The 14010-nt window shown below is 68.0% G+C and carries 14 protein-coding genes; 6 read left to right on the top strand and 8 right to left on the bottom strand.

Going from position 1 to position 14010, the window contains the following annotated elements:
- Nucleotides 1-154: 154 nt before the first annotated feature.
- The gene (locus WT24_RS09250) at nucleotides 155-733 is read right to left on the bottom strand and encodes a cupin domain-containing protein (protein WP_011548888.1); all 579 of its coding nucleotides are present in this window, start codon (nucleotides 731-733) and stop codon (nucleotides 155-157) included.
- Between the two features lie 497 nt (nucleotides 734-1230).
- On the opposite strand from WT24_RS09250, the gene WT24_RS09245 reads away from it, so the two are divergent.
- The gene (locus WT24_RS09245; protein WP_059793025.1) at nucleotides 1231-2748 is read left to right on the top strand and encodes a peptide MFS transporter; all 1518 of its coding nucleotides are present in this window, start codon (nucleotides 1231-1233) and stop codon (nucleotides 2746-2748) included.
- 120 nt (nucleotides 2749-2868) lie between these two features.
- Nucleotides 2869-3075 carry a hypothetical protein gene (locus tag WT24_RS09240; protein WP_059499525.1) on the top strand — a complete coding sequence of 69 codons (207 nt, stop codon included), beginning with the start codon at nucleotides 2869-2871 and terminating at the stop codon, nucleotides 3073-3075.
- Nucleotides 3076-3117: 42 nt separating this feature from the next.
- Here WT24_RS09240 and WT24_RS09235 read toward each other — a convergent pair whose 3' ends face one another.
- The 3 genes from WT24_RS09235 to WT24_RS09225 all read right to left on the bottom strand — a co-directional run bounded on the left by WT24_RS09235 (nucleotide 3118) and on the right by WT24_RS09225 (nucleotide 5864).
- Complete coding sequence (locus WT24_RS09235) at nucleotides 3118-4242, bottom strand: OpgC domain-containing protein (protein WP_060032899.1); 1125 nt, start codon at nucleotides 4240-4242, stop codon at nucleotides 3118-3120.
- 409 nt (nucleotides 4243-4651) lie between these two features.
- On the bottom strand, nucleotides 4652-5551 hold the full coding sequence (gene rarD / locus WT24_RS09230) for an EamA family transporter RarD (RefSeq protein WP_060032896.1): 900 nt from the start codon (nucleotides 5549-5551) through the stop codon (nucleotides 4652-4654).
- A 16-nt stretch (nucleotides 5552-5567) separates the two neighbouring features.
- A complete protein-coding gene (locus WT24_RS09225; RefSeq protein ID WP_059499629.1) occupies nucleotides 5568-5864 on the bottom strand; it encodes an acylphosphatase in 297 nt (98 codons plus the stop codon).
- 152 nt (nucleotides 5865-6016) lie between these two features.
- On the opposite strand from WT24_RS09225, the gene hpnA reads away from it, so the two are divergent.
- The gene (gene hpnA, locus WT24_RS09220) at nucleotides 6017-7024 is read left to right on the top strand and encodes a hopanoid-associated sugar epimerase (protein ID WP_060032893.1); all 1008 of its coding nucleotides are present in this window, start codon (nucleotides 6017-6019) and stop codon (nucleotides 7022-7024) included.
- 108 nt (nucleotides 7025-7132) lie between these two features.
- Nucleotides 7133-8500 (top strand): hypothetical protein, encoded by a 1368-nt coding sequence (locus tag WT24_RS09215; protein WP_060032891.1) that lies wholly within the window; start codon nucleotides 7133-7135, stop codon nucleotides 8498-8500.
- 120 nt (nucleotides 8501-8620) lie between these two features.
- Here the strand turns inward: WT24_RS09215 and WT24_RS09210 are convergent, their stop codons facing one another.
- Nucleotides 8621-9808, bottom strand: a complete 1188-nt coding sequence (locus tag WT24_RS09210) for a glycosyltransferase (RefSeq protein WP_060032888.1) — start codon at nucleotides 9806-9808, stop codon at nucleotides 8621-8623.
- A 401-nt stretch (nucleotides 9809-10209) separates the two neighbouring features.
- Here WT24_RS09210 and ispH point away from each other — a divergent pair, with 401 nt between their 5' ends.
- Complete coding sequence (gene ispH / locus WT24_RS09205) at nucleotides 10210-11151, top strand: 4-hydroxy-3-methylbut-2-enyl diphosphate reductase (RefSeq protein WP_034205903.1); 942 nt, start codon at nucleotides 10210-10212, stop codon at nucleotides 11149-11151.
- Nucleotides 11152-11163: 12 nt separating this feature from the next.
- Entirely contained in the window at nucleotides 11164-12324 is a 1161-nt protein-coding gene (gene hpnH / locus WT24_RS09200; protein WP_006480287.1) for an adenosyl-hopene transferase HpnH, read from the top strand.
- Between the two features lie 151 nt (nucleotides 12325-12475).
- Here the strand turns inward: hpnH and WT24_RS09195 are convergent, their stop codons facing one another.
- The 3 genes from WT24_RS09195 to WT24_RS09185 all read right to left on the bottom strand — a co-directional run bounded on the left by WT24_RS09195 (nucleotide 12476) and on the right by WT24_RS09185 (nucleotide 13987).
- Entirely contained in the window at nucleotides 12476-12736 is a 261-nt protein-coding gene (locus tag WT24_RS09195) for a hypothetical protein (protein WP_006485063.1), read from the bottom strand.
- A 170-nt stretch (nucleotides 12737-12906) separates the two neighbouring features.
- Nucleotides 12907-13386, bottom strand: a complete 480-nt coding sequence (locus tag WT24_RS09190; protein WP_060032885.1) for a hypothetical protein — start codon at nucleotides 13384-13386, stop codon at nucleotides 12907-12909.
- A gap of 223 nt (nucleotides 13387-13609) precedes the next feature.
- Nucleotides 13610-13987, bottom strand: coding sequence for a hypothetical protein (locus WT24_RS09185; RefSeq protein WP_059499531.1), 378 nt, complete (start codon nucleotides 13985-13987; stop codon nucleotides 13610-13612).
- Nucleotides 13988-14010: the final 23 nt, after the last annotated feature.

Below are 14010 nucleotides of genomic sequence, written 5' to 3'. Positions count from 1 at the left end.
CGGTGAGCGTCGCGCGGCGGATGCCGCGGATTACGCGTGAGACGCTGACGGGTGCAGCGATCGAGGAGGCCCGTGGTTCTCGTATTGCATGTTAGTATTCCTTACATTTCTTTCGACGGGCATTCCGTCGAAGAAACGAAGGAATACCCGTGCGTTAGAACAGTCGCGGCGTACCGACCCAGACCACCACCGACTCGATCTTCGCGGTGTTGACCCAGCTGTGCGGGACCGTCGACTGATAGTGCGAACTGTCGCCGGCCTGCAGGACGAACGTCTTGCCTTCCAGCGTCAGCGACACTTCCCCTTCAATCACGTACAGGAACTCCTCTCCTGCATGTGTCGTCACCTCCGACCGTTTCTGCCCCGGCGGCATCCTCACGAGGATCGCCTCCAGCTGGCGCCCTTCGGACACGTTGGTCAGCCTCGCGAACAGGTTCGCCGAATCGGCAAACCCGAAGAAGCGCAACTGATCGCCTCGGCAAACCGAGCGTTCCTCGCTCGGCGTATCCACGAAGTACTGCACCGTCACACCGAGCGCGTGCGCGATACCGGCCAGCGACGTCAGCGACGGCGACGCGAGCCCGCGCTCGACTTGAGACAGAAACGGCTTCGAAATCCCCGCGGCGGTAGCCGTGTCGTCGAGCGTGCGCTTCAGACGTTGGCGCAACGCGCGAATCTTGCTGCCGAGTGCGACAGCGTCTGCCGATCGCGAGTTTTCAGTGGGGGGAACCATAGCAGGCCGAAAAGTGGTCGTCAAAAAATGTTTGATGGAAAGTAACTAAGTTAATACGAGATAGCTTAATCTTCGGGTTCGCACACGCCTTCGGCGTTGAGCCCGGTGCACTAAACAGGGCCCGAAGCGAGCGAAACGACGCGCTATCTTGCCAGACTCGCCGGCTTCACAGGCAAGCTGCAAGCGGCTCTCCGGGAATCTGCGGAGAACGGGCGTCAAGCTTACAAGTAGATGATGAGACAAATGTTCCTGAAAGCTGCTGCCACATCGGGAGTTTCCCTAAGTGGCGCGGACCTGACGCACCGGACCGGCAAACGTTACCATTCGCGCGCCGGTCGGGGCCGCGCTCCGCCTTGTCGGGCGGAGTCCGACCCCGGCCCGGGCCAACCGCCCGACTGCTCCATCGCCGACGCAAGCCTACCCGGCCACAGTGCTCCGGCGCCAGTTCGACCCCCATGGCGACGCGCGATCCGCGCCGTCCGTTTCAAACGAGATTGATGATGCACGCACCTGTTTCACAGACCCGATCGTTTACGACGGTCTTCCTCATCGAAATGTGGGAGCGCTTCGGCTACTACGGCATGGCCGCGCTTCTGGTCCTCTTCATGGTCGACCGCCTCGGCTTCACCGACAGCCACGCGAACCTGACCTGGGGGGCGTTCACCGCACTCGTCTACGCCGCGCCGTCGATCGGCGGCTGGATCGGCGACAAGGTGCTCGGCGCGCGCCGCACGATGATCATCGGCGCGTCCGTGCTGTGCGCCGGCTATCTGATGCTCGCGGTGCCGAACGATCACCTGGCGTACATGTACGCATCGCTCGGCGTGATCGTCGTCGGCAACGGCCTGTTCAAGGCCAACGCGGCAAACCTCGTGCGCCGCATCTACGAAGGCGACGACGCGCGCATCGACAGCGCGTTCACGATCTATTACATGGCGGTCAACATCGGCTCGACGGTGTCGATGCTCGCGACGCCGTGGATCAAGGATCACTGGGGCTGGCACACCGCGTTCGCGGTCTGCTGCGGCGGCATGCTGCTCGCGATCCTCAACTTCATGCTGATGCACCGTACGCTCGCGCACATCGGCTCGCAGCCGGACGACGAACCGATCCGCTGGAAGCGCCTCGGCGCGGTCGCGGCCGGCGGCGTCGCGCTCGCGCTGATCACGCTGTACGTGCTGCAGCACAAGCAGCTCGCGGTCGCGAGCGTGTGGACGGCCGCGTTCGCGATCCTCGCGATCTTCGCGTACATGATCGCGAAGTCGGAGCGCTCGGAGCGCGCGGGCCTGATCGCGGCGCTCGTGCTGATCGGCCAGGTGATCCTGTTCTTCATCTTCTACGTGCAGATGTCGACGTCGCTGACGCTGTTCGCGCTGCGCAACGTCGACCCGCGCTTCATGCTGTTCGGCACGACGCTGTTCACGTGGAGCGCCGCGCAGTTCCAGGCGCTGAACCCGATCTGGATCATGCTGCTGAGCCCGGTGCTCGTGTGGGTCTACAACGCCGTCGCGAAGGGCGGCCGCGACCTGCCGGTCGCCGCGAAGTACGCGCTCGGTTTCGGCGCGGTCGCCGCGGGCTACCTGGTGTTCACGATCAGCGGCCGCTATGCGGTCGACGGCCGCGTGTCGTCGTGGTTCATGGTGTGGGGCTACGGCCTGTACTCGCTCGGCGAGCTGCTGGTGAGCGGCCTCGGCCTCGCGATGATCGCCCGCTACGTGCCGGCGCGCATGAGCGGCTTCATGATGGGTGCGTATTTCGTCGCGACGGGCGTGTCGCAGTATCTGGGCAGCGTCGTCGCGAACTTCGCGCAGATGCCGTCGCACGAACTGCCGGCCACCGAATCGCTGCCGCTCTACCTGTCGCTGTTCGAGAAGCTCGGCTGGCTCGCCGCGATCGGCATGCTGCTCGCGCTGCTGCTGCTGCCGCTGATGAACCGCCTGTCGCGCCAGCATCAGCGCTGCGCGGAAGAGCGCCGCGAGGAAGCGCTGCAGGCGCAGGTCGCCGCCGCGCAGTAAGTACTATCCCTCGGCGTGCGGCTTGCACGCCACATTCTCCCGCCAAGTGCGCGAACGCGTCCTACACTGGTTGCAGGCAATGCATCCGCTTCGCGAGATGCGCACTGGTGGGAGAGCACGATGAAAAGCAAGACGACGCGGCTTTTGCGGATCCTGTCGGACATCCGGCACGCGCAGCGCTGCACCGCGATGCGCGCCGCCCGGGCCGCGGCCGAAGCCGACGCGGTCCTCGCGGAGCGCGACGACCCGGCGCAGGACCAACGCGACGACGCCGAAGCCGACGACGCAACCGCCCCGCCCCGCTCCCGTATCGGCTCACCTCACTAACGCCGCGCGGCGCCTGCCGCGCCGCATGCCCCTCGCTCGCGCCTACGCCACCGCGCCACGCCATCGCGCGATCCACGTTCCCGAACCGGCCACCGCCATCATCAGCCCAAGCGCGCACGCGTCGGCCACGAGGCCCACGCCGACATGCCGCAGATCGGCGCTGCGCACAACCGGATGCAGCATCGAATCGATCACGAGCGAGATCGCCGCGCCCGCGACGAAGCAGATCAGCCCGCGCTGGCCGACCGCGACGACGGGCCGCACGCCCTGCGCGATCCGCGCGATCCAGCCGAAGCGCACGCAATCGGCCATCAGCCACGCGACGGCCGCGAAGCTCACGACGCGCGGCAGCGCGAGATCGCGCTTGAGCACGCCTTCGGGCACCGGCAGCCCCGAGAACAGCTTGTAGCTCGCGCAGCCGAGCACGATCGCGCACGCGAGCCCGGTCGCCGCGGCGCCCCAGCGGCCGAGCGCGATGTGCCGGTAGAACGGCTGGCAGCGCGCGAGCACGCCGGCGACGAACATCAGTTGCCATGCAAACGGGTTGAAGCTCCAGCGGAAGCCGTCGGTATCGAGCAGCTCCGGGCCGAGCCAGCCCGCCGCGAGCCACGACGCGGCGCTGATCGCGACGAGCAGCCACGGCTGGCGCCGCGCGAACGGCACCAGCACCGGCGACGCGAGCGCGAACAGCACGTACATCGGCAGCACCGACGCGAGATACGGCTGGCGCTGGAACGTCAGCAGCTCGGCTGCGCCCGTGAGCGGCGACGCGAGCATCACGCTGACGTCGTCGAGCGCGAGGTTCGGCGCATCGATGCCGTAGTGGTCGAGCACGGCCGACACGACGAGCATCAGCGTCGACGTCGCGAGAAACGCCCGGTAGATCTGCATCGCGCGCCGCACGAAACGCCGTTGCGCGGCGCGCGCGCCGTGCCGCTCGGCGATCGCGCCGTACGCGCTCGCGGTCGCGAAGCCGCCGAGGAACACGAACACCTCGGCCGCATCGCACAGTGCGAACGCATGCAGCGTCACGCGCGACAGCACGCTCGCGCCGATGTGATCGACGACGATCATCAACAGCACGAGCCCGCGGAAGAAATCGACTTCGATCAGGCGGCCGCTGCGCGACGACTGCACCGTGGCGGAGTGCAGCGGGCTCAACGACATGAGCGCACCTGTGCGGCGGCGGTGCGCCGCGCACCGGAGAAGGGATCGGGAAAAAGCAGGCGAGCGCGATCGGCGGCGATACGCGTATGCTCGCATCGCGCCAACCCGGCCGGCCCGGCACGGAGGTGACCGTTCATTGAAAAGCTGCATACGAAGGGAAGTCGGTCAGATCAGTTTAATGACCGATCGGGGGAGACCCTAAGTAACAAAATGCAACCGAATCTTCTCTTCGATTACAAGCGCGCGCGTTGCGCGGCGAAGCAGGCAGCATCGCCAGATTCGCGTCAGCGAGGCGCCAGTTGACGGTCAGTATCGACGGATTCGGCAGGGAAACGAGCGCTTTTCGATGGTCGACGATGCACGCGATGCCCGGCACGTTCCGCACGGCCGGCACATCGCGACGATGCGGTTAGCCGCACGCGGGCAGGCGCCGCATCAGCATCGCGCTGTGCCACGCGGTCAGCGCGACGGCGACCCAGATCGGCCCGTACGTCGCGAGCTGCGCGACGCTGAGCGTCTCGCCGAGCAGCAGCAGCGACACCACGACGAGCAGCACGGGCTCGACGTAGCCGAGAATGCCGAACAGCGCCATCGGCAGCATCCGGCTCGCCTTCAGATAGCTCGCGAGCGCGAGCGTGCTGAGGATGCCGAGCCCCGGCAGCAACGCGGCCCACAGCAGCGGATGGCCGTCGACGCGCGTCGCGCTCGTCGCGACCATCGCCAGCGCGATCGGGCACAGCAACACGATCTCGATCGCGAAGGCGGCCAGCGAATCGGCGTTGATGCGCCGGCGCAGCACGAAATACGGCGGATAGCCGAGCGCGACGACCAGCGTCGGCCACGCGAACGCGCGCGTCGCCCACACCTCGTGCGCGACGCCGAGCGCCGCGCACGCGACCGCCGCCCATTGCAGCGGGTCGAGCCGTTCGTGATAGTAGAAGCGGCCGACGAGCACCATCGTCAGCGGCAGCAGGAAATAGCCGAGCGACACTTCGAGCATGCGGCCGTGCAGCGGCGCCCACAGGAACAGCCACAGCTGCACGCCGAGCAGCGCCGCGCTCGCCGGCAGCGCGATCAGCAAGCGCCAGTCGCGCGCACCGCGCCGCGCAAGCTCGACGAGCGCCGGCCAGCGGCCGCGCAGCGCGAGCAGCGCGAGCGCGCCCGGCGCGGTCCACACCACGCGCCACGCGAAGATGTCGAGCCCCGTGAGCGGCGCGAGCAGTTTCGCGTAAACCGACATCAACGCGAACAGCGTCGACGCCATCACCGACAGCGTGAGGCCGCGCCCGGCTTCCGGATACCCCGTCACGATCGTGCCGTGCCGCTTACTGCTGCTGAAAGCGCTCGAAGCGCCGCTCGGTCGGGCGTTCCTCGAACGTCACCTCGGTCACGCGCGCGGCGGGCGGCCCGTGACGCAGCCATGCGAGCATCCGGTCGATCTGCGCGCCGGGCCCCTGGATCATCGCCTCGACGGTGCCGTCCTCGAGATTCGCGACCCAGCCGCGCAGCTTCAGCGCATGCGCCTCGCGCACCGTCGCATGACGAAAGCCGACGCCCTGCACGACGCCGCGCACCCGCACGTAGTAGGTCTCGATCCGTTCGTCCAGTTCATTGCGGCTCATCGCGTCGCCCTCCCGTTGCATTCAAGCCCGGCATTGTAGTCGCGTCGGCCGCTTCGCACACGCGCCGGCCGGGCGTCGCCGCGCACGCCGACCACGTACAATCTCGCCGATGCCCAACCGCCGCGCCGCGCGCGCGGCCCTGAAGGAAACGCATGACTGATACTTCCCGCGATCTCGTTCTCGTCACCGGCGCGTCCGGTTTCGTCGGCTCGGCCGTCGCGCGCATCGCGCAGCAGAAAGGCTATGCGGTGCGCGTGCTCGTGCGCCCGACCAGCCCGCGCACGAACGTCGCGGATCTCGATGCCGAGATCGTCACCGGCGACATGCGCGACGAGGCGTCGATGCGCGCCGCGCTGCGCGGCGTGCGCTACCTGCTGCACGTGGCGGCCGACTACCGGCTGTGGGCGCCCGACCCCGACGAGATCGAGCGCGCGAACCTCGAAGGCGCGGTCGCGACGATGCGCGCCGCCCGCGCGGAAGGCGTCGAGCGGATCGTCTACACGAGCAGCGTCGCGACGCTGAAGGTGACGAGCGCCGGCGACCCGTCCGACGAGAACCGGCCGCTCACGGCCGAGCAAGCGATCGGCGTCTACAAGCGCAGCAAGGTGCTCGCGGAGCGCGCGGTCGAGCGGATGATCGCCGACGAAGGGCTGCCCGCCGTGATCGTCAATCCGTCGACGCCGATCGGCCCGCGCGACATCAAGCCGACGCCGACCGGCCGCATCATCGTCGAGGCCGCGCTCGGCAAGATTCCCGCGTTCGTCGACACGGGGCTGAACCTCGTGCACGTCGACGACGTCGCGCACGGCCATTTCCTCGCGCTCGAGCGCGGCCGGATCGGCGAGCGCTACATCCTCGGCGGCGAGAACCTGCCGCTGCAGCAGATGCTCGCGGACATCGCGCAGATGACGGGCCGCAAGGCGCCGACGATCGCGCTGCCGCGCTGGCCGCTGTACCCGCTCGCGGTCGGCGCCGAAGCGGTCGCGAAGTTCACGAAGAAGGAGCCGTTCGTCACCGTGGACGGGCTGCGGATGTCGAAGAACAAGATGTATTTCACGTCCGCGAAGGCCGAGCGCGAGCTCGGCTACCGTGCGCGCCCGTACCGCGAGGGGCTGCGCGATGCGCTGGACTGGTTCGGCTCGGCGGGCTACCTGAAGTAACACAAAGCGGCGCATCTCGCGCCGCTTCGCGCACTTTGTTACACGTCGCGCGCGGACCGGTATCGGCGCAGCGGTTAAAATCGCGGGTCTTACGCAGAGAAGACACGCATGAACCTGAACGATCAGATCGCTTCGCTCGCCACGGGCGTCGATCAGCTCCTCCACGATCACCACGCCGCCCAGCAGGCGGCCCGCAGCGCGGAAGCCTTCGCGCGCGCCGCGGCGGCGGAAGCCCGGGCCGCGGCCGAGCGTCACGCGGCGGCGGAAGCCGAAGCGCAGGCCGCCGCGCAGCGCCACACGGCCGCTGCCGCCGATGCCGAAGCCGCGCAGCGGCGCCACGCCGACGCCACCGCCGCCGCCGAAGCGGCCGCCCAACGTCATACGGATGCAGCCGCGCAAGCCGAAGCCGCTTCCCAGCGCCATGCGGAAGCCACCGCGCTGACCGAGGCGCTCGCGCAACGTCACGCGGATGCCGAAGCCGCGTCGCAGCGCCACGCGGCCGCGATCGCCGAAGCCGAGGCCGCCGCGCAGCGTCATCACGCCGCCGCGACCGAAGCCGAAGCGGCCGCGCAACGCCATGCCGCGGCGACCGCCGAAGCCGAAGCCGCCGCACAACGCCACGCGGCCGCGATCGCCGAGGCCGAGGCGCTCGCTCAGCGTCACACGCAGGCGCTCGCCGACACGCAGGCGGCCGCCCAGCGTCACGCCGAAGCCACCGCCGAGGCCGAAGCCATCACGCGGCGTCACGCCGAAGCGATCGCCCAGGCCGAAGCCGCCGCGCAACGCCACGCCGAAGCCACCGCCGAAGCCGAAGCCATTACGCGGCGTCATACCGAAGCGATCGCCCAGGCCGAAGCGGCCGCGCAGCACCACGCGAAGGCTGTCGCCGACGCCGAAGCGCTGGTCGAGGCCGTCGTCAAGGAAGCCGCGACGAGTGCGGTTACCGCCTCGGCCGCGACAGCCGACGTCGTCGAGCCGGCAGCGGCGGCGCAAGCGCCCGTAAACGAGGCCGCACCAGCGGTGACCGAAGCGGCCGAAACGGTCGAAGCGGTCGAAGCAGCCGCCGCCCCGGCCGATACCGAGACCGCACCGGTCCCGGCAGCACAAGCCGAAATCGCGGTTGAAGCCGGCACCGCTGCCGCGCCGGCCGACAAGGCGACGCTGCACGTCGCGCGCCCGTCCCAGAATGAACTCACGCTGACCATCAACGGCGAATCGATCACGCTGCATCCGGAGCAACTGGGCCAGTTGATCGAGGAACTCGCGCACGCGCGCGCGTCGATGCAGCCGGAGCCGCCGCCCGGCATTCCGGCCGGCTGGCGTTTCGTGACGACGAAGAACCCGATGATGGCCGTGCAGAAGCAGTCGAACGGCGACCGCCTGCTGGTCGCCCGCCATACGGGCTACGGCTGGGTGCCGTTCACGTTCTCGCCGGACGTCGTGATCCAGATGTACATGATGCTGACGCAGCGGTAAGCGCGCGCGTCGGCCTGAAACCGGCCGGAAAGCAAACAGCCCGAATCGGCTTGCGTCGATCCGGGCTGTGTGTTTTCAGCGTTCCGGTTTATCGGGACGGCCGGTATCCGCCGTTGATGGTCAGCGCTCCACCGGCGCCTGCACGCGCGCCTTCCACTGGCCGCCCTTGCCGCGCCAGTAACGCCACGCGGACGCGAACGTCGCGCCGACGTAGAACAGCGCGACGAGCGGCAGCGCGGGCGCCCACAGCGGCGAGCGACGGTAGTAGCGCAGCATCGGCGCATACGCGGCGCACATCGACGCCCACGCGAGCCACGCCGGCCACGCGCGCGCGCCGTAGGCGAGCGCGGCGACGGGCGGCACCAGGTAGATGATCGTCATCCCGAGCAGCGTGCCTGCCAGCAGCAGCGGCGAATAGTGAAGTTGCGTGAACGCGGTGCGCGCGATCATGTTCCAGATGTCGCGCCAGCTGTCGTACGGGCGCAGCGACACGCTGCGATCGGCGAGATCGAGCCGGATCGGATGGCGGCCGCTGCCGCGATGCTTGATCTGCGCGGCGAGGCTGCAGTCGTCGATCAGCGCGCCGCGAATCGATTCGATGCCGCCCGCTTCCTCGAGCGCCGTGCGCTTCACGAGCATGCAGCCGCCGGCCGCGCCGGCCGTCCGGTTGCGCGGGTCGTTGATCCACGAGAACGGGTACAGCTTCGCGAAGAAGAACACGAACGCCGGGATCAGCGCCTTTTCCCAGAACGAGTCGCAGCGCAGCCGCACCATCAGCGACACGAGATCGCGATTCTCGGCCTGTGCGCGCGTGACGAGCTGCGCGACGGCGTCGGGCGGATGGCCGATGTCGGCATCCGTCAGCAGCAGGTAGTCGGCCGGCAGGCCGAGCGTCTGCACCGCCGTGATCCCCTGCGACTGCGCCCACACCTTGCCCGACCAGCCGGCCGGCAGCGGCTTCGCGCTCAGCACCGTCAGCCGGTCGGCGCGGTTGATCGCGAGCGCGGCCGCGCGGGCCGCATCGGCGGTGCCGTCGTCGCTGTGGTCGTCGACGATGATCAGATGGAACTCGCCCGGATAATCCTGCTCGAGCAGCGAAGTCGCCGCACGGGCGATCACGTCGGCTTCGTTGCGCGCCGGCACGACCGCCACGACGGCCGGCCAGCCGGCTTCGGCCGCGGCGCCGCGGGCGTCGGGCGGCAGCGGCCGCGCGGGCTGCGCGCGCCAGAAGCCGCCGCGCGCGACGAGCAGCACGATCCAGATCACCAGCGACAGGCCGGACACCAGGAAAGCGATCGCCAGCATCATCGGCCTGCCTCCCGCCGGGCGACGGCTTCGACGGCACGAATAAGGGTCGGAAACGAAACATCCAAACCCGCACGGGCGGACGGGCAATACGCGTAAGAATCGACGGTCATCGAATGGCCTTGAAATGAGCGCGATGGCGGGCAGCCGGAGCGGCCGACCGCGAAACCGCGCAGTTTACCGGGTTCCGCGCGCGCCAGCGCCGACGCAGCTCTCCCGCAATTGCAACGGTTCGACACGGCACCGAAGCAAGGACGGCGCGATAGGGTTAAAATGCGCGATTAATTCGGGGTTCCGGGGCCTGGCCGGCCGGTTCGTTCCTGCCTTCATAACATCAAGCCGGGGCGAGCAAGCGTGTGCCAGCGCCTCGAACCCCGGCGTCTGTCGTCGGAGTTCGCTCACTTATGCGAGTCATCCTTGCCCAGCCCCGCGGCTTCTGTGCGGGGGTTGTCCGTGCGATCGAGATCGTCGATCGCGCGCTGCAACAGCACGGTGCGCCGGTCTATGTGCGTCACGAGATCGTGCATAACCGGCATGTCGTCGAAAATCTGCGTAATAAAGGGGCACGATTCGTTGAGGAACTCGACGAGGTGCCGCACGGCGCCGTCGCGATCTTCAGCGCGCACGGTGTCGCCCAGACGGTCGAGCACGACGCGCAAGCGCGCGGGCTCGACGTGCTCGACGCGACCTGCCCGCTTGTCACGAAAGTGCACGTGCAGGGCCGCCAGTACGTCGCGGCGGGCCGCCGGCTGATCCTGATCGGCCACGCGGGCCACCCGGAAGTCGAGGGTACGATCGGCCAGATTCCGGCCGAGGTGATCCTCGTGCAGAGCGAAGCCGAAGTCGATACGCTGACGCTGCCCGTCGATACGCCGGTCGCGTACATCACGCAGACCACGCTGTCGGTCGACGACACGCGCGGCATCATCGAAGCGCTGCAGCGCCGGTTCACCGACCTCGTCGGCCCGGACACGCGCGACATCTGCTATGCCACGCAGAATCGCCAGGCCGCCGTGCGCGAGCTGAGCGAACAGGTCGACGTGCTGCTCGTCGTCGGTGCGACGAACAGCTCGAACTCGAACCGCCTGCGCGAGATCGGCACCGAAAGCGGCGTGCCGAGCTATCTCGTCGCCGACGGCTCGGAAGTGAAGCCCGAATGGTTCGCGGGCGTGCAGACGGTCGGCCTGACCGCCGGTGCGTCGGCGCCCGAGGAAATGGTCGAGGATGTAATCGGCGCGCTGCGCGCGCTGGGGCCCGTCGATGTCGCGACGATGGCGGGCCGTGAAGAAAAAGTCGAATTCAAGTTGCCGGCGAAGCTCACGCAAGCTGTCGCCCGCGAAGTTTAAGGAGGACATCCCTTGTCTATTCCGCTGCTCCAGCAAGTCCGTGTCGGCGCCTACATCGTGCGCCAGCACCTGTCCGGCAACAAACGCTATCCGCTCGCGCTGATGCTCGAGCCGCTGTTCCGCTGCAACCTCGCGTGCAACGGCTGCGGCAAGATCGACTATCCGGATCCGATCCTGAACCAGCGTCTTTCGGTCGAGGAATGCCTGCAGGCCGTCGACGAGTGCGGCGCGCCCGTCGTGTCGATCGCCGGCGGCGAGCCGCTGCTCCACAAGGAGATGCCGGAAATCGTCAAGGGCATCATGAAGCGCAAGAAGTTCGTGTACCTGTGCACGAACGCGCTCCTGATGGAAAAGAAGATGGACGACTACCAGCCGAGCCCGTATTTCGTCTGGTCGGTCCACCTCGACGGCGACAAGGACATGCACGACCATTCCGTGTCGCAGGAAGGCGTGTACGACAAGGCGGTCGCGGCGATCAAGGAAGCGAAGCGCCGCGGCTTCCGCGTGAACATCAACTGCACGCTGTTCAACGATGCGATCCCCGAGCGCGTCGCGAAGTTCTTCGACACGCTGGGCCCGATCGGCGTCGACGGCATCACCGTGTCGCCGGGCTATGCATACGAGCGCGCGCCGGATCAGCAGCACTTCCTGAACCGCGACAAGACGAAGAACCTGTTCCGCGAAATCCTGAAGCGCGGCGAAGGCGGCAAGCGCTGGTCGTTCAGCCAGTCGTCGCTGTTCCTCGACTTCCTGGCCGGCAACCAGACGTACAAGTGCACGCCGTGGGGCAACCCGGCGCGTACGGTGTTCGGCTGGCAGAAGCCGTGCTATCTGGTCGGCGAAGGTTACGTGAAGACCTTCAAGGAACTGATGGAAACGACCGAGTGGGACAACTACGGCGTCGGCAACTACGAGAAGTGCGCGGACTGCATGGTCCACTGCGGCTTCGAGGCCACGGCCGTGATGGACACGATCTCCAACCCGCTGAAGGCGCTGCGCGTGAGCCGCAAGGGCATCAAGACCGACGGCCCGTTCGCACCGGACATCTCGATCGCGAAGCAGCGTCCGGCCGAGTACGTGTTCTCACGCCATGTCGAGATCAAGCTCGAGGAAATCCAGCGCGCCGGCAAGGGCAAGCTGCAGAAGCCGGCGAAGTCGGCGACGGCCGCTTAAGCGCGTTGCGCCGTGCGAAGGTTCGCGCCTTCGCAGCGGCCACGCATCGAAAAGCGCCACGGAGTTCGCTCCGTGGCGCTTTTTGTTTTGGCGGGCGCCGAGTCACGCATTGCGCTTGCGCGCCTGCGCGCAGAAGCGCGCCGTCGATTGCCTAGCTTCGCGACTCCGCCGCGGCGATCAGTTGCCAGGCGGTCGGCCCCGGATCGAGCAGCGGGTCGGACGGCGGATCGAGATCGTGCGGATGCGCTTCCTCGGACGGCAACGTCTGCGCTTTCGCAATACCGATTTCGTCGCCGCACACGGTGCATCGATAGATGCCCGCCACCGTCACCTTGCTGCCCGGCGGCAGGTTCTCGCTGAATGCGCGGCCACTTCCGCACGTGAAGTAGCCGCCGCTCCTGTATAGCGCCATCGCTCCTCCCTGACTGAAACGAATACGTTCGCGTCGACACGCACGTTCGTCGTCAACGCGAGGATGAATCGTCGTCGCCCGGCTCGCCGGGGTTCCAGTCATGTCATTAGACGGCACGCGGCCGCGCGATGAAATGAGACGCGTATGAAACACGGCCCGCGGGCCGCCACTCAATGCAGAACGGCCGGCGCCCGCATCTTCGCCGCGGCCTGCGCGACCAGCCCCGGCTGTTCGGCTGAAGCGAAAGTGCAGACATGACGCCACAGCTCCGCCAGCCGATGGCGCGTGAGCGTCGCGACGCATGCGTCGTTCGCCGCGAGCACACGTTCGAGCACCGCGCATTCGTCGTCGTGCAACGTCCAGGCACCGCTTTGCGCAGCGCGCGCCACGCTCGCGTCCAGCACGCGCTCCGCGTCGACGCACAGGTCGATGGTCGCGTCGGGCGAGACCGCATCGTCGAGCGCGAGGAACACCAGATACACGCTCGTGCGCAGCCGCATCAGCAACGCTTCGCTACCGTGCTCGCCGCGCAGCGCGACCAGCGCCATATGGCATTTCAGCGAGATGTCGCGTGCATGCGCGGGCGGCAGCGGCAGCAGCCATTCGCGCGTCAACGGCGAATGGCGACGGCCTTTCCGGGCAGCCTTCATGATTCGCCCTCGCTCGCGGATGCGCCGCCCTCCGCCGACCCGGGCCACACACTGCGGCACACGACAGCGCTGCGGCCCGCGTCGCGCAGGGTGTTCGCCCGATGTCGCATGCCGTGCACATCGGCGCGCCGTCGCGTCGCGCACGCTTGCGGCAGCCTGCGTATCGCCGACACACGCAACACGCCGCACCATCGGTCGGAGCATGCCATATTCGTCTCCTGCGTCAAAACGTGTTCTCGCCCTTCAGGTAGTACGCGGTTTTCACGAAGAACGCCTTCACCGGATGGCCGCTCTGCGCGTCGCGGGCCGCCCGCGCTTCCATCGCGGCCTTTTCGTCGCGCCACCGGTCGGGCATCGGGTTGTTCACGCGCTCGAGCGCCCGCTGCATCGCGAGCGGGTAGTTCTGGTTGCCGGCCGCCGTCGCGCGATAGCCGGCACGCGTCATCTGCATCAGTTGCACATCGGTTTCGGCACGCGCCGCCGACCAAGTCAACGGCGCGGCATGCGGCGTGTCGCCGGCACCGATCGACTGCGCGAAGCCGACGGCCGGCAGCGCAGCGAGTGCGCAGGAAAGAACGGCAACGGGAACGAGGGATCGCATAGTGGCCTCCAGATGGTTGTCCC

Source organism: Burkholderia sp. MSMB1078WGS (genome assembly GCF_001528895.1).
In the GTDB taxonomy this organism is placed as follows: Bacteria; Pseudomonadota; Gammaproteobacteria; order Burkholderiales; family Burkholderiaceae; genus Burkholderia.
This window is presented reverse-complemented; position numbering and strand designations above follow the sequence as displayed.

What these genes read in the sequence shown, in the direction of transcription:
- WT24_RS09245 (WP_059793025.1), top strand. Translation starts at nt 1,231, where the DNA reads ATGATGCACGCACCTGTTTCACAGACCCGATCGTTTACGACGGTCTTC.
- hpnA (WP_060032893.1), top strand. Translation starts at nt 6,017, where the DNA reads ATGACTGATACTTCCCGCGATCTCGTTCTCGTCACCGGCGCGTCCGGT.
- WT24_RS09250 (WP_011548888.1), bottom strand. Translation starts at nt 733, where the DNA reads ATGGTTCCCCCCACTGAAAACTCGCGATCGGCAGACGCTGTCGCACTC.
- WT24_RS09195 (WP_006485063.1), bottom strand. Translation starts at nt 12,736, where the DNA reads ATGGCGCTATACAGGAGCGGCGGCTACTTCACGTGCGGAAGTGGCCGC.
- WT24_RS09185 (WP_059499531.1), bottom strand. Translation starts at nt 13,987, where the DNA reads ATGCGATCCCTCGTTCCCGTTGCCGTTCTTTCCTGCGCACTCGCTGCG.
- WT24_RS09240 (WP_059499525.1), top strand. Translation starts at nt 2,869, where the DNA reads ATGAAAAGCAAGACGACGCGGCTTTTGCGGATCCTGTCGGACATCCGG.
- WT24_RS09215 (WP_060032891.1), top strand. Translation starts at nt 7,133, where the DNA reads ATGAACCTGAACGATCAGATCGCTTCGCTCGCCACGGGCGTCGATCAG.
- WT24_RS09235 (WP_060032899.1), bottom strand. Translation starts at nt 4,242, where the DNA reads ATGTCGTTGAGCCCGCTGCACTCCGCCACGGTGCAGTCGTCGCGCAGC.
- WT24_RS09210 (WP_060032888.1), bottom strand. Translation starts at nt 9,808, where the DNA reads ATGATGCTGGCGATCGCTTTCCTGGTGTCCGGCCTGTCGCTGGTGATC.
- WT24_RS09225 (WP_059499629.1), bottom strand. Translation starts at nt 5,864, where the DNA reads ATGAGCCGCAATGAACTGGACGAACGGATCGAGACCTACTACGTGCGG.
- WT24_RS09190 (WP_060032885.1), bottom strand. Translation starts at nt 13,386, where the DNA reads ATGAAGGCTGCCCGGAAAGGCCGTCGCCATTCGCCGTTGACGCGCGAA.
- ispH (WP_034205903.1), top strand. Translation starts at nt 10,210, where the DNA reads ATGCGAGTCATCCTTGCCCAGCCCCGCGGCTTCTGTGCGGGGGTTGTC.